Origin of the sequence: Parabacteroides sp. AF18-52, assembly GCF_003479145.1 — a bacterium.
Lineage (GTDB): Bacteria > Bacteroidota > Bacteroidia > Bacteroidales > Tannerellaceae > Parabacteroides > Parabacteroides faecis.
Genome location: NZ_QUGR01000004.1, coordinates 64,187 through 85,980, shown reverse-complemented (window position 1 = coordinate 85,980; position 21,794 = coordinate 64,187). Strand labels below are relative to the sequence as shown.

Here is a 21,794-nt window from a genome sequence, read left to right as displayed (position 1 = left end):
CACCTTATTTATATAATAAGGGTAGAGGGTGAAAAAAGCCCTTTCCCGAAGAACCTCCTTTGGGAGTTTTTAGGGTAAAAAATGAAGGATTGATGTCTTTTTGAGTCTTTTTGGAGGAAGAAACGGAACTGCGGAAATAACAGTTTTCTCTTAACAGATTTAAAAACGATGGCAGTCCGGGCCTGTTTTATACCATCTTGTAATGAAATTCATATTATATGGCTAAAAAAATAGGTTAACTTGTGAAATTTAGTAAAATAAATATGCGTTTTTTAAGAAAACACCCTACACTCCTTGTTTTTTCATTTTTTTATTCTTACGTTTGCCACGTACTTCATTACAATTCAGGTTTTTTCTTATTTATAAGACACTGATTGTAAGAGAGAAAGAGGATGTTTCCCCTTATTATATAAATAAGGTTTACCCCACCCGCAAACAGCTGCCGACCGCTTCGGAAACCTGCCGGTTTGCTTTGGCTATTTCCGATACGTCAAACTTCTGCAAATAGATACGGGTCGTTTTTTCCGACGTATGCCCCAGTGCCTGGCTGATCACGCCGATAGCGACATGCAGGCGGTACGCCTCCGAAGCCCAGGCATGACGGAACGAATAGGTCGTCAACGTTTCCGGCAAATCCAGCATCACACTGATTTCTTTCAGGTACCGGTTTTCCGTCGCCAGACAGCTTTTATACTGTTCGTAGGTCGCATTTTCCGGCAATACAGGGAAAAGGTAACGCCTCTCTTCGCCTTTATACCGGTCGAGCAGCATCTGCATCCCCGAAGTCACTTCCATCTGGATAAAGGCTCCCGTCTTCTGCCGGTGGTATTGCAATACCGTACCGTTCTCCACCAAATTCTCACCCGTCAGATGCACGATATCCACAAAAGGAATACCGCAAGCCATAAACGAAAACAGTGCCAGATCGACAGCAAGCTGTTTCTTCGGCTCATTTTTCAAATCCAGAGCGGCTATTTCCTTTATCACTTCCACCGGCACAGCACGCTTGTGCGTCTCCTCCCGTCTGAGGTGAATCCCGGCAAAAGGCGACTCTCCCCTTTTCTCCTTCGACTCCCGGCGGGCTCGGTTATACATCGCCCGAAGGTTACTCATGTAACTGTTCACCGTATTCACACGCAGCCCTTTCTCACGCAACCATTTCAGAAACGCCTCAACCAAAGCCGGGGTCACTTCTTTCAGGCACAATTCCTTACCACCCGAGAAACATATAAAATGATTACGCACTGCCCGATACAGGTCTGCCGTACTTTCATCGCCGCAGGAACGTTTATCCTCTTCCTGCAACAGCATCTGTCCATAAAAATCTCTTTTCTTCATTACTTTTCCTCCATTTTATTCGGATTAATCAAAAAGATAAAGATAAACATTCATAACTTTCAGAATGTTCGATTTTTACCGATCAGGCTAACAGCCGTTTTCACTCAAACAGCTGTTCCGGAAGAAAAACCCGCCTTATCACCCTGTTTTCCACCCTTCATAACCTCTCCTTTCGGAAATCATTGCAATGAATCTTCCCTATCATCACAATGTCCCGACAGAGTCATCACAATGACTTCACGCACTCATCACAATGAATTGGGACAATCATTATGATGAAAATTTTAACACTACAAGATATTGGGAGATTTGCTTCGGGATTATGCTCTTAAACAGGGCTGATACGGCTTTCTGATAGCTGGAAGCTCTTTCTGAACGATTCATTTTCATTTGACAAATAATAGTAGGTTCCGCCTTTTCCCTGTCACTAACTCCGAAATCATTATGATGATTACATTTTCCCCACTTAAATGTTTCCGCTAAAAAGAAAATCCCCTCAATCCGTCATTGCTGAACTCCGGATCAAGGGGATATATGTTTTTAAACTCTCCTTTACCTCTATACACGACAAAGAAAGAGTACATGAATTAACTGATTGTCAAAATGATAATTACTTATCCAATATTTCTTGAATCTGCTTTTTTAAAGGTAAAAGTTCTTGCATAATTGTAGCCCAAACAATTTCATCTCTGATCTGATAATAACCATGAACTAAAACATGACGCATACCGATTATTACATTCCATTCTATCTTGCAATGAGAATCACGAAATTCTTTCGTTAATAAATATGCTGCTTCACCAATTATTTCAAGATTCTTAATTACAGCAAAGCGAAGGATTTTATTTTGCTTATAAGATTCAAAATCTACGCCTTGTGTAAACTCTACTATATTATCGATAGCCTCAATTATATGAAGTAACCGACTTTCATCTTTAGGCTTTTCTCTCATAGATCAACAGTTTATCTAGGTTAGCACTCTCTTTAGCAAAATCTTTTAGTTGCCCTTCTTCCACAAGGTCTACTTTCTTTTTCAGTAGTTTTTGAAGTGCATCGACCATTCCTGCATATTTAAAAAGAGTAATATTAGCATCCGGTAAAAATTGAACCAAAATATCAATATCACTCTTCTTCGATTCCTCCCCTCTGGAATAAGAACCGAACACCCATGCCCTTTGAACAGGTTGCATAGAGAAAAATGAGGACAGTTTATTTAAAATTGAAACCTTCATATATAACTACTTCATATCACAAAGATAGCTAAATATGTGAAAAATATCAACATGAGTTCTTTTTTAACAACTATCTGATAATTCTAACTTTCATAAGTCATCACTCATGATTCTATTTTCCACTCTTCTATATTGCACGTCTTTGCGCTAAAATTCACTCCTATCTTAAATATTTCTTGAGAAGCTCATGTTTATCTGTTTAAGATTTTTGCCCCAAACGGCAAATTTCTAAAGCCTAACAAACTCCGGATTGAGGGAAAACTAATATCAAAACGCAATGCGATAAACAGAGAAACTTAACGGGCGAAGTACTACTTCTGCAGCCGGAGCTTCCAGTTCAATTTCTGAAACAACAGGCACTACCTGGTCCGGTTTGCAGATCGTATTTTTAGCTTCCAGGTCAGAGGCGTGAAGTACGGTTACTGTACCTTTATGTTTTCCACCGGAAAGGCCGTTTAAATCCAGTTTCACTTTTCTGTTTTGAATGCCGGTATTGGCGATCTTAATGATCAACTCATTTGTCTTCTTATCGACTGCTGCTGTTGCATACAGATCATTTTGTCCGGTAACCGGTTCGTTCTGCATAGTTAAAGGCACGACATTCGTACCGGCATTATGACCGTAAAGTTGCTGCACATAATAATTCGGTGTCTTCACCAAAGAAAGATTATCGAACCAGATCAAATCCGGACGCCACTGCCAGGCATCCACATGAGCAAACAGAGGTGCATAAGTACAGATATGTACTACATCCGCATTACGCTCAAAGCCAGTCATAAAAGCAGCCTCAGCCAATGCCGTCAGGAAACTATTCTCGCGATTGTTCGGATGGCAGGCATATTCACCGGCAAAAACCTTAGGACCATTACGATCGTATGAGTCATAGCGCTTAGCACCATTCAGGAACCATTCGGGAGAACGGTAAAAATGTTCATCTACCAAATCGACTTTCATTCGCTTCATTTCAGGCCACAAAAAGTCGAAATCTTCCCCTTCCGCTTGTGGACCGGAACTACCAATAACGTTAATATCCGGATATTTGGCACGAATAGCCTTTACAAAAGGTTCCAGGCGTTCGGTAAACAAAGTGCCCCACTGCTCATTACCAATAGCAATAAACTTCAGGTTGAAAGGAGCCGGATGTCCCATATCGGCACGCAGTTTTCCCCATTTAGAAGTCACAGGACCGTTGGCAAACTCGATCAGGTCAAGTGCATCGTCAATATAAGGTTGCAATTTATCGACCGGACAGTTTTCTTTCGGATCATCATTTTCATACTGACAAGAAAGACCGCAGTTCAATACAGGAAGCGGCTCGGCACCGATATCCTCACTCAACTGGAAATATTCAAAGAAACCTAAACCGTAAGACTGATAATAATCGGAGAACTTCTTATGAGGAAATGTATAATTCCAACGATTGATATTGATCGGACGGTTTTCAACCGGACCAACCGTATTTTTCCACTGATAACGGGTGGCCAGGTTCGTTCCTTCCACGATACAACCTCCGGGGAAGCGGAATACACCCGGCTTAAGATCTTTCAATGCCTGTGCAAGATCGGCACGCATACCATTCGAACGGTTATTGAATGTTTTCTGAGGGAATAAAGATATATGTTCCAGATCAGCCGTTCCCTGTGTAAGCATCGTGATACGTAAACGGGAATGGGCTTCTGTTGCCGCAGGAGTCAGGACAACGGAATACTTTTTCCAATCTTTACCGTTTATCTCAACTTCCTTTGTTTCATAAATGTCATGCCCACTATTTACCAGATTTATACGAAACTTGATCGGACCGTTAGTTACCGTACGGGCATAGAAAGAAAAGTCATACTTCTCCCCTGCCTTAATACCAATACCTTTAAAACCTTCGTTATCCAGCCCTGTACCGGTCAGTTCTTTATTATAAGAAAGACGTACATAATGCGGGTTCTTGTCAAAACAGGGGGATTTGGTCTGTACCGTTACATTTCCAAAAGGAACCCAGCCCCCGAAAGGATTTTCAAACTCAAAAGAACGGTTCTTAATCAGCTCTGCATACAATCCTCCGTCCGCTCCGAAGTTGATATCTTCAAAAAAGATACCGTACATGGTGGATTGGATAGGCGCACCCGTTTGCTGCACGTCTATTTTAAATTCATTGGTCTGTGCCATCAGACTACTTACCCCCATACTAAAGAGGAACAGGGAGATAGCGTTTTTCATGCTTCTTCTCATATCAAGTGTTTTTCCGTAAATAAAAGATTTATTTAGTTGCAAATGTACACTAAATACATATTTAAAAGGTGGACTAATACACTAAATTGGTAGACAAAAAGCGGCTTTATGCTCTATAACATCTTTTCGTGCATCCTATTTACGAAGAAGTAGGCTAATTTTACACGCAATTTTGATAACATTACATACATGAAGAACAAGAATACACTGTCTGGCTTGACTGTGGCTAATTTCAGCAAGCAAATAGACGGGAAGGAGACGATGCTATGTATCCTGACCAATAAGAAAGGAGCAGAACTTACCATTACCAACTACGGTGCAAAAATTGTATCGCTTATGGTACCGGATCGGTCCGGCAAGTTAACCGATGTTGTTACCGGACATAATTCAATCGATGATTATCTGGTTTCTGAAGAGCCTTACTTCGGAGCAATCTGCGGTCGCTACGGGAACCGTATCGCCAAGGGTTCATTTACACTCGACGGCGTTGTGTACGATAAGTTGGCCATCAACAATGGTCCCAACAGTCTCCACGGAGGACTCAAAGGTTTTAATTCTGTTGTATGGGATGCCAATCAGACCGATGACCAGACCGTAGAACTGAAATATACGTCAGCAGACGGTGAAGAAGGTTTCCCCGGAACATTAAAAGTGACTGTTACATACCATCTGACAGACGACAATGAAGTCGTAATCATGTATCATGCCATAACAGACAAACCGACCGTATTGAACCTGACCAACCACTCCTACTTCAACTTATCAGGAGCAGGCGATCCGTCAGTAGCAGATCATACACTGACAATCAATGCCGATCAGTATCTTCCTACGGATGAAACAGCCATCCCTTACGGAGCACCGGAAAAGGTGGAAGGTACCCCAATGGATTTCCGTACCCCTTATCTGGTAGGTGCACGCATAGACGAACCGACCGACCAGTTGACCTGGGCAAGAGGCTACGACCATACCTATATATTAAATAAGGAAGAAAGCGAACTGGGTTTCTGTGCCCGTTGTCAATCACCGAAGACCGGTATTATCATGGAAGCATATACAACCGAACCGGGTGTACAATTATATACAGGTAACTGGATGACCGGTAATTTCGAAGGAAAGAACGGACAGCGTTACCCGGCAAGAGCTGCTTTATGCCTGGAAACACAACATTTTCCCGACAGCCCGAACAAACCGGAATACCCCTCTACCGTACTCCGTCCGGGAGAAGTTTTTGAAAGCAAGACCATTTATAAATTCTCTGCTGAATAACAAATAACAAAATTAATATATCAATAATAATAAAAATATCAATCAATGACTCAAGAAAAAAAACAATGGGGTGCCATCATCATTATGATTGCACTGTTTGCAATGATCGCATTCGTGACTAACCTTTGTTCACCAATGGCTATTATCGTAAAGAACGACTTCGGGGCTAGCAATGTTCTTGCCCAAATTGGAAACTATGGTAACTTCATTGCCTATCTGGTAATGGGTATTCCTGCCGGTATGCTTATCGCCAAATATGGCTATAAGAAAACAGCACTTATCGGTCTTGTTGTAGGTATCGTAGGTATTTTAGTTCAATGGCTGAGTGGTCATGTGGGCAAGGAGAGCGCTTTCCTGGTTTACCTGGTCGGAGCATTTATCAGCGGTTTCACTATGTGTATTCTTAACTGTGTGGTTAACCCGATGCTTAACCTGCTCGGTGGCGGTGGTAACAAGGGTAATCAGCTTATCCAGCTCGGCGGTGTATTCAACAGTACTGCAGCCGTTGCCTGCTACATCCTGATGGGAGCTCTTATCGGTGACGCAGCCAAAGCACATATTGCCGACGCAACACCGGCATTGATGATCGCTCTTGCTATCTTCGTTATCGCATTTGTAGTTATCATATTTACAAAAATTGAAGAACCTGAACAGGCACCTGTTGACACCAGCTTGATCAAGGGCGCTTTGAGCCATCGCCATTTTGCACTGGGAGCACTCGCTATCTTCCTTTACATGAGCGTAGAAGTAGGTACTCCTACTTATATTCTTCAATACCTTACAGCAAAAGGTATCCCGGCCAGCACCGTGGGTCTTATCGTAGCTGTTTACTGGCTTATGATGCTTATCGGACGTTTCGTAGGAGCTAGTATCGGAGGTAAGGTTTCCAGCCGCACAATGATCACTATCGTATCGGTTGCCACTCTTCTGTTGGTTAGCTTCGGTATGTTCTCACCTGAAACAAATACAGTTGAAGTTCCTGGTGTAGACTGGGCTTCATTAAGTGTGATCTGGCAGGAAGTTCCTGTTGGTATTCTGGCATTCCTTCTCGTAGGTCTTTGTACCAGCGTAATGTGGGGTGGTATATTCAACATGGCTGTAGAAGGATTAGGAAAATATACAGCTATTGCCAGCGGTATCTTTATGACAATGGTATTCGGTTGCGCTGTAATGGTTGCTGTTCAGGGTTGGGTTGCCGATATGACTGATTATATGACCAGCTACTGGGTTGTACTCTTCAGTGCTGCTTACATTTTATTCTATGCGGCTATCGGTTCTAAACCATCGAAAAAATCAGAATAAATAAACAATATGCCAATTTATGAAATTATCCGGTTTTACCTTATAACCGGATAATTTCTTTATTTATAACCTTTAAAAGAAATAATATCATGCAGAAAAAAATTAGAAATAAATTTCAGGAGTTATTTAATACAGAAGGTAGTGTATATGCTTCTCCGGGCCGTATCAACCTGATCGGTGAACACACAGACTATAATGGTGGTTTCGTATTTCCGGGTGCTATCGATAAAGGCATGATCGCTGAGATCAAACCGAACGGCACAGGTAAAGTTCGCGCATTCTCTATCGACCTGAACGATTATGCAGAATTCGGACTGAACGAAGAAGATGCACCAAAAGCAAGCTGGGCAAGATATATCTTCGGTGTATGCCGCGAGATCATCAAACGTGGCGGTCAGATCCAGGGATTCGATACCGTATTTGCAGGCGATGTTCCTCTGGGTGCCGGTATGTCTTCATCTGCCGCTCTGGAAAGTACCTATGCTTTTGCTTTGAATGATCTTTTCTCTCTGGGTATCGACAAATTCGAATTAGCTAAGATCGGTCAGTCTACAGAACACAACTATTGTGGTGTTAACTGTGGTATCATGGACCAGTTCGCTTCTGTATTCGGTAAAGAAGGAAGCCTGATCCGTCTGGATTGCCGTTCTTTGGAATATAAATATTTCCCGTTCAATCCGGTTGGCTATAAGTTAGTATTGCTGGATTCCGTGGTTAAACACGAACTGGCTTCTTCTGCATACAACAAACGTCGCCAGTCTTGCGAAAATGCAGCAGCTGCTATCCGTCGCAATCACCCGGAAGTAGAATTCCTGCGTGACGCTACAATGGACATGCTGAACGAAGTGAAAGGCGATATCAGCGCAGAAGATTATATGCGTGCCGAATACGTAATCGAAGAAGTACAGCGCGTACTCGACGTTTGCGAAGCTCTGGAAAAAGGCGACTACGAAACTGTAGGTCAGAAAATGTACGAAACTCATCACGGCATGAGCAAGTTGTACGAAGTGAGCTGCGAAGAACTGGACTTCCTGAACGATGTAGCCAAGAAATGTGGCGTAACAGGTTCACGTGTGATGGGCGGTGGTTTCGGCGGCTGTACGATCAACCTTGTAAAAGACGAGTTGCATGATGATTTCATCAAAGAAGCATTCGAGTCTTATACAAAGAAATTCGGTCACGAACCTAAAGTTTACGAAGTAGTAATCAGCGACGGCGCACGCAAACTCGCATAATAAATTAATTCAATATCCATAAAATATCATGACAGCCGCATTTTATCAGAACGAAGTCAAATTTTTTGTTGCAGTAGATTGTATTATTCTGGGATTCAACAGTGGTGAACTCAACGTATTACTTTACAAACGGAATTTTGAACCACTAAAAGGACAGTGGTCTCTGATGGGCGGCTTTATCAAATCGGGCGAAAGTGTAAACGAAGCGGCTTCCCGCGTTCTTACCGAATGTTCCGGTATCGATCGTCTTTTTATGGAGCAGGTAGGTGCTTACGGAGATGTTACCCGCGATCTTGGAGAACGGGTTATCTCCGTAGCATACTATTCATTAGTCAATATGAACGATTTCAATCCGGAGTTGCTGAAAGAACATAATGCCGAATGGGTTAAAATCAGCGATATTCCCGAATTGATCTTCGACCACAACCAAATGATCAACGACACCCTGTCGCTCCTGAAGAAAAAAGCAGCGACACGCCCTGTCGGATTTAACCTTCTTCCGGAAAAATTTACCCTACCCCAGCTTCAAAGCCTATATGAAGCGATTTATCAGACCCCGTTAGACAAACGTAATTTCCGTAAGAAGTTAAACTCAATGGACATTCTCGAAAAACTGGACGAGAAGGATAAAAAGAGTTCTAAAAGAGGCGCTTTCTATTATATGTTCAATAAAGAGAAATACGACCGTTTACTGGATCAGGGCTTCTATTTCTCCTTGTAACATACCATCCGAATCACGAAAACCGCCTTGTATATCCGGCTCTCTATCAGAAATATCGCTAATTAGGAAACTTTACAGAAAATGAATTGTTTGTATGATATAGCGGTCTATAAGAAGAGATTCCCTATCTTTGTGCAAAAATTAAAATAATTCATCAAAATGAACGATATCAAAGTAATGAACAGAGCAGCGGATAATATCCGCGTCCTGGCAGCGTCAATGGTAGAAAAGGCTAAATCCGGTCATCCGGGCGGTGCAATGGGTGGTGCTGATTTTATCAATGTACTATTTTCAGAGTATTTAGTCTATGATCCCAAGAACCCGGAATGGGAAGGCAGGGACCGCTACTTCCAGGACCCGGGACACATGTCTCCGATGCTTTATTCAGCCCTCGCCCTTACCGGCAAATTCACGATGGAAGAACTGTCACAGTTCCGCCAGTGGGGAAGTCCTACTCCGGGTCATCCTGAAGTAAACGTCAAGCGAGGAATCGAAAATACCTCAGGTCCGCTGGGACAAGGCCATACTTACGCAGTAGGTGCTGCGATCGCTGCCAAGTTCCTGAAAGCCCGCCTGGGAGATGTAATGAACCAGACTATTTACGCATATATATCCGATGGTGGTATCCAGGAAGAAATCTCACAAGGTGCCGGACGTGTTGCCGGAACACTGGGACTGGACAACCTGATCATGTTCTACGACTCCAACAACATCCAGCTTTCTACAACCGTAGAAGAAGTAACGACTGAAAATGTTGCTATGAAATACGAGGCATGGGGCTGGAAAGTGATCAGCATCAATGGAAACGATGTAAATGAAATACGTAAGGCTTTGAATGAAGCGAAGGCTGAAACTCAACGTCCTACCCTGATCATCGGTGATACCATTATGGGTAAAGGTGCCCGCGGAGCCGACGACAGCAGCTACGAAAACAAAGTCTCCACACACGGTCAACCCCTGTCTGCTGCAGGTGCATCGATCGAAGAGACAATCAAGAACCTGGGAGGCGATCCTAAGAATCCGTTTACTGTATTCACAGACGTTGCCGAACTGTATGCAAAGCGTGCAAAAGAACTGGAAGCTATCGTAGCCGAACGTTATGCTGCTAAAGAAGCATGGGCGAAAGCCAATCCGGAACTGGCAGAGAAAATGCAATTCTGGTTCTCCGGCAAAGCTCCTAAACTGGACTGGGAAGCTATCGAACAGAAAGCAAACCAGGCAACACGTGCCGCATCCGCTACCGTATTAGGCGTATTGGCAACCCAGGTTGAAAATATGGTTGTTTCATCTGCCGACCTTTCCAACTCGGACAAGACAGACGGTTTCCTGAAGAAAACACATTCATTTATAAAAGGAGATTTCAGCGGAGCTTTCTTCCAGGCTGGCGTTTCCGAATTGACCATGGCATGTGTATGTATCGGTATGTCACTGCACGGTGGTGTGATCGTGGCTTGCGGTACCTTCTTCGTATTCTCCGATTATATGAAGCCAGCCATCCGTATGGCTGCATTGATGGAGCAGCCGGTTAAGTTCATTTGGTCGCACGACGCTTTCCGTGTCGGTGAAGACGGACCTACTCACGAACCGGTTGAACAGGAAGCACAGATCCGCCTGATGGAAAAACTGAAGAATCACAAGGGACACAACTCTATGCTGGTTCTCCGTCCGGCCGATGTTATTGAAACGACAATTGCATGGAAGATGGCAATGGAAAATACCGCCACTCCTACCGCTTTGATCCTTTCCCGTCAGAACATTAATGACCTGCCCGCAAAAGGAAGCCGTTACGACGAAGCTCTGCAGGCAGAAAAGGGTGCTTATATTGTAGAAAGCGATGAAAACCCGGACGTTATCATGGTCGCTTCCGGCTCGGAAGTAGCCACATTGGTTGAAGGAGCTGCACTGCTTCGCGCCGATGGCGTAAAGGTTCGTATCGTATCCGTTCCGTCTGAAGGACTATTCCGCAGTCAGAGCAAGGAATATCAGGAAGCTGTTATTCCGACAGGAAGGAAGATTTTCGGTCTGACAGCCGGTCTGCCGGTCAACCTGGAAGGATTGGTCGGAGCCAACGGTAAGGTTTGGGGACTCGAATCATTCGGATTCTCCGCTCCTTACAAGGTTTTGGACGAAAAACTGGGCTTCACCGGACAGAATGTATACAATCAGGTAAAAGAATTATTAGCATAAGAAACTATTAGTAAAAAGGGGTGTAACAGCCCCTTTTTGTCTACCTCTAACAGATAAAGATGAAAACACTAGGTTTATGTTGTGACCACGCAGGTTACGAACTAAAAGAGTATGTGAAACAAATACTGGACTCCAAAGGATTATCCTATAAGGATTTCGGAACCTGTTCAACAGAAAGTTGCGATTATCCCGATTTTGCCCATCCGTTGGCTTACGCTGTAGAAGCCGGGGAAGTATATCCCGGAATAGCAATCTGCGGATCAGGAAACGGTATTGCGATGACTTTAAACAAACACCAGGGAATACGGGCCGCTTTATGTTGGCAGGAAGAGATTGCACGACTGGCTCGTGAGCACAATGATGCCAATATACTTGTCATGCCCGGTCGGTTTATCAGTCAGGAGGAAGCTACCCGCGCTGTCGAAGCCTTTCTGAACACTCCTTTCGAAGGCGGTCGGCATATACGAAGAATAAACAAAATCCCGTTGTAAAAACAACGGGATTATTATATTAGTGTCAACCCCTGTGACACTATAGAGTTAACAGTTGTAGGATTATAGGGCTGATACCTATAGGTATATAATGCCAACAGCTCCATAGACCTTTGTGACTAGGAGAACATATTATCTTTGAAGTTTTCCTTTTTACGTTTCGTCAGGAAATTACGGGCCGACATCGGAAAGAGTTCCAGCAACAAGACTTCTTTCTCATTTTCGGCTACCAGGATACCGACTTCATCTATCATCGGGTTTTCCTGCATCTCATAATCCGAAGCATCATAACATTGTTCTTCCCGTTTACCGGTTATTTTCAAACGAAATTCCGGATCTATCGGTAAAGGTGTTTTTCCAAACTCTCCCCGGATCAGGGAGATAAAAGGATATACAGGTTTACTGTAGAGAGGGCGACCATTCAGCTCATCCAATGCACAGGCAACAGCCTGTGAAGCGATCACCTGACTTACCGGGGTAACCAAAGGAGGCAAACCGGCATCCATACGTACCTGGGGAATCAGTGACATCGCTTTCTCCAACAATTCAGGATGTCCCTGTTGCTTCAGCAAAGCTACAATCTGATTATACATATTTACCGGGATCTGCGACTTCTGAACCAATTCATTCGGTTCGGGGAAGTTGAAATATTCTTCGATAGCGCGACAGAAAATGATCAGGTCGTCTTCCTTGTCATGGCGGGCTGCTTCGATAGCGTCATTGAAGAAACGGTCTATTTCGGTAGGTAATTTATCGGTCAGAGGGTTAAAGGGATTAGGAAGTTCTTTGGCGGAATCGTAAGCCCGCAGCTCTTTGCGTATCTTGAAAAGTTCGGCATTGATACGGGCGACGGCTTCCATATCGATCTCCAACTCTATTCCCATCTTCTTGCAGAAGACATAGATCAGTTCGATAGCGGGTGCAGAGCAACCTCCGGCAAAATACCAGATATTCGTATCGACGATATCCACACCGTTGACAATAGCAGTCAGCATAGAGGGTAGGCCGTATCCGGCAATACAACGGGTATGGAAGTCAACGGGAGCCTTCAGATTCTTCTTGAAAAGACGTATCAGCTCGGCTGTCTTTCCCGGAGTGATCAGGCCGTTGGCATCTTCCAGAGTAATAATGTCGGCACTATAATTTTCCATTTGCCGGGCTTTTTCCAGGAAATAGTCATTCTTAAAGATCGGCTTATGCAACGGGCGGCCATGCAGGGCGGCTTCTATCCGTTCCAAAGCGGAATGGTGTGGATCGATGGCATAGCAGACAGCACAATCGGCCATTCCTCCATAACGATCGGTATATTTGATAGCCGGCTTCATATTGTCGACATCGTTCATAGCATCGAAGATACGCATAATATTAATGCCCGACTCGACAGCGTTACGGCAAAGACCTTTGACGACATTGTCCGGATAAGGATTGTAGCCGAACAGGTCGCGCCCACGGCATAAGGCGGCGAGCTTGGTTGTCGTACCTACGGCTGCTTTTATCTTTTCCAGTCTCTCCCAGGGATCTTCATTCAGATATCGCATGGCAGCATCGGGAACTGCCCCACCCCACACTTCCATTGCGTAGAAACCAACCTCTTTATAGAAAGATAATACACGGTCGATTTGTTGTTGTGACATGCGTGTTGCAAATGCTGACTGCTGCCCGTCACGGAGGGTGAGGTCGCGGATTAATAATTTATGTACCATATTTGTGTTTGTTTAATTTTACTTTTCTCTTGATAGAAAAGTAAACAAAAGATCAAGGCCTCAGCGGGTGAGCGTCCGTGGAGGGAGAAGCCGGTGCAGCCTTGATCTTTTGTCTACTTTTGGATCAAGCCAAAAGTAGTTAATGTTGATTCCACCAAAGCGGGGTTGTCGTCAGATCCGGTCCCCCCAGCAATTCCAAAGCCTTCTGATACCCTTCCAGGTTATTTGTCTGGATATTGGCAGGATAACGGTAGCGTTTAGGGTAGAAATCCCAACGGCATTCTTTGGCTGTTGCCATAGTCAGAGGAACCTGGTTCAATGGGTTGTAGTCTTTTTCTACAGCCTGATTCTCAAAGAACGGCAGACCGAGACGGCGATGATCGCTCCAGGCTTCTTCCGGTAACCAGGGTACCTGTGCAATGTATTTCTGAGTGATAATCTTCGTCAGTGCATCGTTGTTGTAAGAGCCACCGCGATAGATGGAATTCTTCGGATAATTATATGTCATTGTCTTATTTTCCTTTGTATAAGGATCGACATAATTGACTGTGTACGGTTGCGCTTCTGTCGTATGGTCAAAGCTGACAGAGGTACCTACACGATTATAATCCGTCGATGTCAGATATTGTGCAACCTGGTTTTGCAAGCCATGATATTCGAAACTGGCAGTGATGCCACTCTCATAATTCGACTTGGCGGTACCCGGAACCGTCCAACCTTTCAGGGCAGCTTCCGCCAACAGGAAATAACTTTCCCACGGACCGAAGAAGACACGTTTCTGAGTATTCATACGATACTGTTTCGACATGGAAGGATAGTTATAATTCTTTCCTGTCAATGCACTGACCAGACCGGACAAATTATTCCATTCTCCGGCAACCCAGGTACCCCAGGTATAACGAGGATCGACCGTCAGCATCGGTTTAGTATTATCGTTCGGGTCCATCAATTCGACCGGCTGTACTTCGCTGGCCGCACCGATATAATCGGAATAAACCACCCCGTCATTCCAGCCTACCACGCTGAACAGTTTAGGTCCACGCGGATCGACATACTGAGGGATCGCATCAAAATAGAATCCGGCACACGGATCATTCGTCTTCAGCGGGAAATGTTTGTCCAGATATAACCCCATATAGGTATGAGGATCTTTCAGATGACTCTTCAGTGAGTCGGGAACAGGAAATTCGATACCGCCTAACCCTTCTGCCAGATTCTTGAAAGTGACAGACATTGCCTGTGCATTCCAGGTACGCGACATGACACTTGTCAAATCGTTCCAACCATCTTTTTCCTGTACGCCAGCCAGGTCGTTCAGTGAAGAGATAAAGGTCTTGCCCGCTGCATCTTCGAACTCAGTCTTTGCCAGTTCCGGAGAGACAGCCGAAATACGCATGGCGTAACGCATACGCAAAGAGTTTGCATATTTCTTCCATTCATTGATATTTCCGGCATAGAAAGCATCTTCACCAGCCATCGGTTCCATATTAATGGAAGGATCGAGGGCAGCCTCCGCTTCTTTCAGCTCTTTCAGGATAAAACCGTAAATAGTTTCCACACTATCATATTCGGCAGGCACACCCGTGAAAGCCGACAAAGCCGGGATCGGTCCGAAACCATCCGATACTTCCGCATTCAGGTAAGCACGCCAGATACGTGCCATCTGTATCACATTCTTATAATAAGGATATTGTTCGGCTTCGCCTTCGGCAACCTTCTTTTCACCCAGTTCGATCGCCTTGGTGGCTTTGTTCAACCAACCTACAGCGTATGAGTTACTCAGATATAGGGTAATATAGTCGTTATTGTCCGTTCCGATCGTAAAACCGCTACCCCGGTTAAAACGGGAAGCACGGTTCCACTCGGCAATGAAGATACGTTCGGCAATCTCCGGGTTCATCTGTGCTCCGACAATAGAGCCGTTCAGGAACCATTCAGGCTTCACTTTGTCCTCACCTACCTGGTTAGGGTCTTCGTTTATTTCCTGAAAATCATTACAGGATGTAAACAAAGCGGCTATCGAGAACATGCCTGCCAGTAATATATTCTTGGTGTTCATCTTGTTTTATTTCTTTATTGTTCTTATTAAACCATCTTTAAAATCCTACCGTTACGTTGAATGTAAATGAGCGGCTGGTCGGTGCAGCCCCGTTTTCAAATCCGGTGGCATTCGTATTGGTTGCCGATACGGATTCGGGGTCGATACCCGGCAGGTTATAATGGATCATCCATACATTGTTACAAGTGGCCGACAGACGCAGGCGCTGGAACGGTGTCTTTTGTAACATGGCCCGGTTAAAGTCATAGCCAAGCGTGATGTTACGCAGACGGATATTGGTAGCATCATACGTAAACATTTCAGGCAAACCGTAGTTTCCGGTCGAACCGATACGTTCCCAATAGTTCTGATGAGTTACAGGGACTTTATTTTCCGCATAACCGTTAGAGGTCTGTACCACAGAATTAGGGACCACGAAGTCCTGACGATTGCCGTTGACTACTGTTCCGGCGGCATTACCACGGACATACAGGTTGGAAGCCGTAGCCGAATACAAGTCACCACCGATACGGAAGTCTACCAGGAAGCTAAGATTGAAACCTTTATACGCAAAGCTGTTTGTCCATCCCAGCATCCAGTCGGGACTTTGATTACCGACCTTCGATTTGCCGGTCGTGATCAGAGGCAGACCGTCTTCACCTACAATGATCTTACCATAGTTAGGATCGTTCTTATCTTCTACACGCTGGAATGTTTGTCCGTAGATATCACCGTAATAACTACCTTGTACGGCTACGATCTGGATAGCATCCAATGTTTTTATATCATAGAGGGTAACACCCGGATACAGGTCGATGATCTTGTTCCGGTTCAGAGAGAATTGTGCCGTCGAATTCCAGCTCAACCCTTTCGGGTTATCGAGGATCGCACCGTTCAATGAGATCTCGATACCTTCGTTCTGGATATTACCGGCGTTTACTTTCCGTGAACTATAACCGGAGAACGGGTCCATCGGGAGGTTCAGCAACTGGCGGGTGGCGTTTGTCTTATACCAGGCAGCATCCAATCCCAAACGGTTATTGAAGAAGCGGACATCGAAACCGGCTTCCCACGATTTGATCAACTCACTGCGTACCGTAGAATCAAAGAGCACATTACCCGGAGCAGCCGTCGTATTCCCATTCTCATCTTTTCCTACCGTAAAGTTATTGTATAACTGATACGGATCTAGGTCGTTACCTACTTCTGCATAAGAAGCTCTCACCTTGGCAAAGGTAAACCATTCAGGCATCTGCCCGCCCAACTTCGGAACCATATCGGAGATAACGCCCGACAAGCTGACCGACGGATAGAAATAAGAACGATTGGCTTTCGACATAGTAGACGACCAGTCGTTACGTGCCGTCACATCCAAAAACAGATAACCGTCCCAGTTCAATTGCAACGATCCATACAGTGAATTCATCTTGCGGCGGATCAGTTCGGAGGTGACTGTCGGTTTATTGATACCATTGTTCAGGGAGAAGAGGTTCGGGACAAGCAGTTCGCCTGCCGAAGCATTCATCTTCGTTCGTTTCTGCATCATCAGGTTACCACCAAAAGAAACAAATCCACCCAGACGGTCGATCAGGTTATCCTTACGGGCTGTAGCCAGGAAACTATAGTTATTTTCGTAGAATGTTTCAGAACCTTCGTTGTACAGACCACTTGGCGTTGTATTTCCACCGGCATATACTTTTTCGTTTTTAGTAGTCGTATAATAGTCGGTACCCCCCCGGAGTTCGATATCGAACCAGTTCGTTGGAGCGTATTTCAATGCGATATTACCCAGCAAACGGTTACGGGTATCGTTGTTTTGCCGGTATTTAGTTACCCAGTACGGGTTTTCCTGCGGATTCTTCGAGGCATCCCACCAGATCATGTTTCCCTGTTCATCCACATCCTGTTTGAACTCAGCTACATTCAGTGAACGGGGCAAATTATAGATCGTGTTGAATGCATTGGAAGGATTGACACCCTGGATCGGGCGGTTGTGGGCATTCATATTGATGTAGTTCACTTTGGCATCGATCTTCCACTTTTCGGCTTCATCGAGGAAAGTGGTTGCACGCAAAGTAATATTCGTCTTGTTCAGTTTTGATTCGGGAGTGATACCGGCATCATCCGAACGGTTGATAGAAGAAAATACCGATGTCCCTTTTATATTCTGCTGGAAGCTGACACCTTCATTGAAGGAAGTCCCGGTATTGAAAAAGGCATCTATATTATCATAAGTCTTTAAAGGTACCTGACGTCCGAGCCAGTCGGAGACCATCTGTCCTTCCGCTTTCGGTCCCCAGCTCAAACGCGACTGGTTATCGTAAGCACCGACCGAACCTTGTCCGAAGCTGTTCTGCAGATCCGGTTTAAGGAAAATCGATTCAGTCGTGATACCGGCATTGACCGTGATACCCAGACCTTCGTTCTTCTTTCCCGACTTAGTGGTGATCAGGATCACACCATTACCGGCACGCGACCCGTACAAAGCGGCAGCAGAAGCACCTTTCAGCACTGTCATCGATTCGATATCTTCGGGGTTGATATCGGAAAGACCGTTACCCATATCGGCACCGGAGTTACCCCATACATCATCGACACCGCCTGTGAAGTTATCCATCGGCGTACCGTCGACTACGATCAGCGGCTGGTTACTACCGGTCAGGGAGTTGTTACCACGCAGAACGATTTTAGAAGAACCTCCTACCCCATTACTGGAGCGCACGATCTGCAGACCGGAGACTTTTCCTGATAATGAATTGGCAAGATTCGGTTCGCGTGACGACAGCAATTCGTCACCTTTCAGTTCCTGCATCGCGTAACCCAGTGCTTTCTTGTCACGTTTCATACCTAAAGCAGTCACAACGACTTCATCCAGCTTCTGGGCATCTTCTGCCAGTTTAACATTCAATGTAGCTTGTCCGGTGTAAGGAATATCTTGTGTGGCAAAACCAATAAAAGAGATTTGGATAATGTCTCCCTTCTTTACGCCTTCCAGAGTGAAATGACCATCCATATCGGTCATAGTACCTGTGGTAGTACCTTTTATTACAACAGAAGCCCCTGCGACGGGTCCGAACTCATCTTCTACTGTTCCCGTTACTTTCGTATCCTGTTGGGAAATGTCAATAGCAGGATTCCCGGTATTCGGATTGGCAAAGGCGTTTCCGTTGAAACCCAACGCGCCCGCCAGGAGAATCATGCTGACAGATTTGAATCTTTTCAACATACTGATGTTTTTTGTTTAATTTATTAGATTAAATGTGTTTGGCGTCAACCAACGTCATTTGGTAATATAAACAGAAAGAAACAAGCGTTGTTGCAAGATTAACATTGGGGAACAACGGGATTTGTTCCCCCTAAAAGCCTTCCCGGCGAAAGGTACAAGCTATAAATCAAAAGGAGGATGAGAACTCTTTTTTATTGGTTACTCAATCAGAGCATAACTTTTTTTTATTTTTAATCACAAATACTTGTAATGGATTTGTGAAAATAAAGAAGAAAGAACCTTCTTCCTACATAGTCTGACAAAGAACTATCAATTTAGCTACTTGCCATGGATCATCAAAATGAATGGATTGCTCTTTTACCAGCTGACGGATGGCTTTCCGATGAGTATCGGGATAGAGTTTTAAGAATGATTTGAGGTTACTGAAAGATACTTGCTGTCCATCCAGATAAATTCGATAGGTATTTTGGTAATCCTTTTTATATACACTGTTATCCGGATTACTAAGTCCTTTGTTTTGCATCAAAGACATATCAAAAGATGCTTGTCCTCCGGCTTGAGAGACTACTCCCATAGCACCACGTTTACCTTTATAATATAACTTTATTTTCCAATCGACCAGCAATATTCGGTCTCCAGCGGGAATACATTCAAAGAAACGGACACCTTCATGAGCCGGGACGAACTTCCGGTTCCCGATCCAGAGAGTATCTATATTCGAAGTGTTATACATCATTTGGTATTCATTACCGTCTTTGTAGTATAATTCCTGTTTTTCACAATCATAATTGAACTGAGTTTCTATATAGCTCTTATCGGTCAACAAGATCTTTCCATTGATAAACCGATCGAACAGGAAAACATCCGAAGACATTTCTACTGTTTCTTGCGCACTTAAAATGAAAGGGAATGTAAACAAAATAAGGAGCGTTTTGAAAAGAAAATATATTGTTTTCATTGTATATTATAGATTGAAATCACATTTATATAATGAAATAAAGGCTGCCGAAAATTTCTCGACAGCCTTTGTTATTATATAGCATTATGCTAATGTTTATTACAATGCATTACCATTATGATTCTCAGCAGCAGTTGTACGCCCTGTCCACCACACCGGTGTGTCATACGTATTTTTATAAGCAACCTTTGCAAAATTTTCTGCATTATTAGTCAACTCACTGGATGGGTAGAACATACGTTCCTGGAATACAACGTTAGGAGTAGCAACAAATGGCAGTTCTCCGTCAAAGTCTTTCACCAAACGACGTGCTTCATTATAAATTTCATATGGATTCATGATATTCATATGGCAGAACTTCTGGTCGAAAATAAATTTTAGTTTATCCTTTGTTGATGCCAAAGCAACAAATTTATTAGCTGCGAATTCTTCATAATCAGCCAAATGTTCTTCATCCAACTCCGGAGCCTTAGCCTTTGCTTGAACGTACAAAATACTTGGCAGAGAAGATTCATTATAACTCATTGTTTTATTCACATTGTAATAGAAGCGAGTAGAAGCATCAATAGCTTTCTTAATACATCCTTTAACATCAATACTACCAAACTCACCCGGCCAACGCACTGCGGCTTCAGCTAATAGCAAGTTTGTTTCCGTTGAACCCATCACTGGAAATTTCATATCAAAATTGAAATAAGTACGACGATTATACATCGTAGGAATACGTTCCGGATTCCACGGATTTGTAACCACATCGTTAAAATTATACATATCAGTCAATTCCTGTTCTGTATAATATTTAGGAAGCTCTGCTTCTGCTTCTTCCATTGTTAATGGCAAACCTATATAACGTCCATGAATATCAGTTTGGAACATGGCATACAGACGTGGGTCAAAATCGTGACGAGTGATACCATTTTCATCGCCCGGTTGATATTCATAATTCATGATATCTTTAATAATTGTTGCCGGTGCCCCTGATTCATATCCACGTTCATCCAACCCACGGAAGAATGTCACCTCGAAAGCATGTGTCTTATCTTGTTCTTCAAAACCAAGATCATGTGAATATTCTGTCAACATACGATTTTCGGCAACCAACTCTTTAATAGTCGAAAGAGCTACATCCGATTTCACATGACAGAGACGCATTGCCATACGCAAACGCAAAGAATTAGCCATACGAATCCATTTGTCCAAATCACCATTACACAAAATATCTACGGATGAGAACTTCGACTTTTGTGCATCAGTCTGAAACTGGAAAGCTGTTAAGTCGGCAGCTGCACTTTTTAGAGTTTCCATGATATTCATGTAAATCTCTTCCTGCGTATCGTATTTAGGATAAAACAGTTCTTGAAAAGCACCACCGGCTTCCGAATAAGGCATATCGTCGTACAAGTCTGTTGCACGCTGGAATGCATAAGAACGGATGATATCACTACAAAGCATATACACTTTGTTTTGTTCCTGTTCCTCCTCCGTCATGTCTGCATATAATAATTTCATGCCACTGAGTTCTTTGCTATAATTGGTACAAGTCTGCGTAAAAATAAACTCATTAAATGGAGTACCTGACCAACCATCCCAAGGACGAACAATCGTATTATTTTGGGTCTTATCCAAATATAATGGGCTGACACCTAATCCCAACATCTTACCAAAGCCTCTCATATAATGGTAAGTCGCACCATAGTCATAACGGAACAAATGCCCTTTTGTTTGAGCAGATGCAAACAACAAACTGAAGTCAGCTTCTGTCAATTTATCCGGATTATAAAATTTTTCATCCAGCGTGTCACATGACACCATTGCTCCAGTTACGGCAACGCCCAAAGCTAAACTGGTTATATATTTTCTGATTGTATTCATACTTT

15 protein-coding genes are annotated in these 21,794 nt (G+C 43.8%); 6 read left to right on the top strand and 9 right to left on the bottom strand.

What is annotated here, in order from left to right; all coding sequences use genetic code 11:
• Nucleotides 1–420: 420 nt before the first annotated feature.
• From DWX23_RS09005 to DWX23_RS08990, 4 genes are all read right to left on the bottom strand, one after another.
• On the bottom strand, nucleotides 421–1,338 hold the full coding sequence (locus tag DWX23_RS09005) for a site-specific integrase (protein ID WP_122374236.1): 918 nt from the start codon (nucleotides 1,336–1,338) through the stop codon (nucleotides 421–423).
• Nucleotides 1,339–1,948: 610 nt separating this feature from the next.
• Nucleotides 1,949–2,290: a DUF86 domain-containing protein gene (locus DWX23_RS09000; RefSeq protein WP_122374235.1), complete on the bottom strand. Its 342-nt coding sequence runs from the start codon at nucleotides 2,288–2,290 to the stop codon at nucleotides 1,949–1,951.
• On the bottom strand, nucleotides 2,274–2,570 hold the full coding sequence (locus DWX23_RS08995) for a nucleotidyltransferase family protein (RefSeq protein ID WP_122374234.1): 297 nt from the start codon (nucleotides 2,568–2,570) through the stop codon (nucleotides 2,274–2,276). The genes DWX23_RS09000 and DWX23_RS08995 overlap by 17 nt, the downstream gene beginning before the upstream one ends.
• Before the next feature lie 267 nt (nucleotides 2,571–2,837).
• Nucleotides 2,838–4,790 carry an alpha-L-arabinofuranosidase C-terminal domain-containing protein gene (locus DWX23_RS08990; RefSeq protein ID WP_122374233.1) on the bottom strand — a complete coding sequence of 651 codons (1,953 nt, stop codon included), beginning with the start codon at nucleotides 4,788–4,790 and terminating at the stop codon, nucleotides 2,838–2,840.
• Between the two features lie 189 nt (nucleotides 4,791–4,979).
• Here DWX23_RS08990 and DWX23_RS08985 point away from each other — a divergent pair, with 189 nt between their 5' ends.
• The 6 genes from DWX23_RS08985 to rpiB all read left to right on the top strand — a co-directional run bounded on the left by DWX23_RS08985 (nucleotide 4,980) and on the right by rpiB (nucleotide 11,992).
• Nucleotides 4,980–6,056, top strand: coding sequence for an aldose epimerase family protein (locus DWX23_RS08985; protein WP_122374232.1), 1,077 nt, complete (start codon nucleotides 4,980–4,982; stop codon nucleotides 6,054–6,056).
• Between the two features lie 45 nt (nucleotides 6,057–6,101).
• The gene (locus tag DWX23_RS08980; protein ID WP_122354955.1) at nucleotides 6,102–7,358 is read left to right on the top strand and encodes an MFS transporter; all 1,257 of its coding nucleotides are present in this window, start codon (nucleotides 6,102–6,104) and stop codon (nucleotides 7,356–7,358) included.
• An 89-nt stretch (nucleotides 7,359–7,447) separates the two neighbouring features.
• Nucleotides 7,448–8,593 carry a galactokinase gene (galK, locus tag DWX23_RS08975; protein ID WP_183669366.1) on the top strand — a complete coding sequence of 382 codons (1,146 nt, stop codon included), beginning with the start codon at nucleotides 7,448–7,450 and terminating at the stop codon, nucleotides 8,591–8,593.
• Between the two features lie 28 nt (nucleotides 8,594–8,621).
• Nucleotides 8,622–9,314, top strand: coding sequence for an NUDIX domain-containing protein (locus DWX23_RS08970; RefSeq protein ID WP_122354957.1), 693 nt, complete (start codon nucleotides 8,622–8,624; stop codon nucleotides 9,312–9,314).
• Nucleotides 9,315–9,473: 159 nt separating this feature from the next.
• Nucleotides 9,474–11,501, top strand: a complete 2,028-nt coding sequence (locus DWX23_RS08965; RefSeq protein ID WP_122374231.1) for a transketolase — start codon at nucleotides 9,474–9,476, stop codon at nucleotides 11,499–11,501.
• Nucleotides 11,502–11,560: 59 nt separating this feature from the next.
• Nucleotides 11,561–11,992 carry a ribose 5-phosphate isomerase B gene (rpiB, locus tag DWX23_RS08960; RefSeq protein WP_122362551.1) on the top strand — a complete coding sequence of 144 codons (432 nt, stop codon included), beginning with the start codon at nucleotides 11,561–11,563 and terminating at the stop codon, nucleotides 11,990–11,992.
• Nucleotides 11,993–12,111: 119 nt separating this feature from the next.
• On the opposite strand, the gene DWX23_RS08955 is transcribed toward rpiB, so the two are convergent.
• From DWX23_RS08955 to DWX23_RS08935, 5 genes are all read right to left on the bottom strand, one after another.
• A complete protein-coding gene (locus tag DWX23_RS08955; protein WP_122374230.1) occupies nucleotides 12,112–13,695 on the bottom strand; it encodes a carboxylase in 1,584 nt (527 codons plus the stop codon).
• Between the two features lie 139 nt (nucleotides 13,696–13,834).
• The gene (locus DWX23_RS08950) at nucleotides 13,835–15,754 is read right to left on the bottom strand and encodes a SusD/RagB family nutrient-binding outer membrane lipoprotein (protein WP_122362553.1); all 1,920 of its coding nucleotides are present in this window, start codon (nucleotides 15,752–15,754) and stop codon (nucleotides 13,835–13,837) included.
• A 37-nt stretch (nucleotides 15,755–15,791) separates the two neighbouring features.
• Nucleotides 15,792–18,959, bottom strand: coding sequence for a SusC/RagA family TonB-linked outer membrane protein (locus tag DWX23_RS08945; protein ID WP_122374229.1), 3,168 nt, complete (start codon nucleotides 18,957–18,959; stop codon nucleotides 15,792–15,794).
• A gap of 286 nt (nucleotides 18,960–19,245) precedes the next feature.
• Nucleotides 19,246–19,917 (bottom strand): hypothetical protein, encoded by a 672-nt coding sequence (locus DWX23_RS08940; protein WP_147382530.1) that lies wholly within the window; start codon nucleotides 19,915–19,917, stop codon nucleotides 19,246–19,248.
• Between the two features lie 99 nt (nucleotides 19,918–20,016).
• Nucleotides 20,017–21,789, bottom strand: a complete 1,773-nt coding sequence (locus DWX23_RS08935) for a SusD/RagB family nutrient-binding outer membrane lipoprotein (RefSeq protein WP_122374227.1) — start codon at nucleotides 21,787–21,789, stop codon at nucleotides 20,017–20,019.
• Nucleotides 21,790–21,794 lie beyond the last annotated feature (5 nt).